This window comes from Mycobacterium sp. ZZG (assembly GCF_054786995.1).
Genome location: NZ_JBTBFV010000188.1, coordinates 1 through 652, shown reverse-complemented (window position 1 = coordinate 652; position 652 = coordinate 1). Strand labels below are relative to the sequence as shown.

Sequence of the window (652 nt, the reverse complement as noted above, 5' to 3'; positions counted from 1 at the left end):
ACAGGCCTTTGCGCAGGATCTGTTTGCCCGCGATTTTGGTGTGTCCGTAGGAGGCGCCCTGTTTGGCGTGTCCGTAGACCGGACGTAGCAGTGAGTCGATGTCGATGAACGCTCGGTCGTCGGCGCCGGGAAGCAGATCGGCCCGTGTGCAGAGCCCGGCCAGGTGCTCGCGCAGCACGGACTCCAGTTGCCGGGCGTGTCCGAAGGTGAACTCCCGCAGCAGGGTTCCGATAGTCGAGGGCGCGTACACCCCATTGAACAGGGTTCTCATGCCGCCTGATCGCACGACGTCGAGGTCGTCGATGCTGTCGGCGCCGGCGCACATCCCGGCAATCACGGTGCTTAGTTTCGGTGCAGGGTTGGCCGACCCGGATTTGATCCTCGGTTCGACGATGAGCACCTTGTCGGTTAATAGCTGCGGCAAGGCCGTCTGGGCGGCCAATGCCATGACCGGGACCAATCCGGCGCAGGACACGAGATGCTCGTCGTCGAAGACGGCCGCCGAGGCAGTGAACCTATGGGACACTTTCACCGGAAGTGCCTTTCTGAAGTTGTGCCGATAAGTGCGTAAGGAACACTCATCATCGCAGCTCAGAGGGCACTTTCCTCATATCAACACTCGCCTACCAGGCAATTCATCGGTGGATTCAGG

Annotated in this window: 1 protein-coding gene; it reads right to left on the bottom strand. The window is 61.0% G+C overall.

Translation table 11 applies throughout. The features are described from left to right. A partial coding sequence (locus tag ACXMYJ_RS29280) for a transposase family protein (protein WP_460359570.1) occupies window positions 1–532 on the bottom strand: 532 nt, incomplete at its 3' end. Window positions 533–652: the final 120 nt, after the last annotated feature.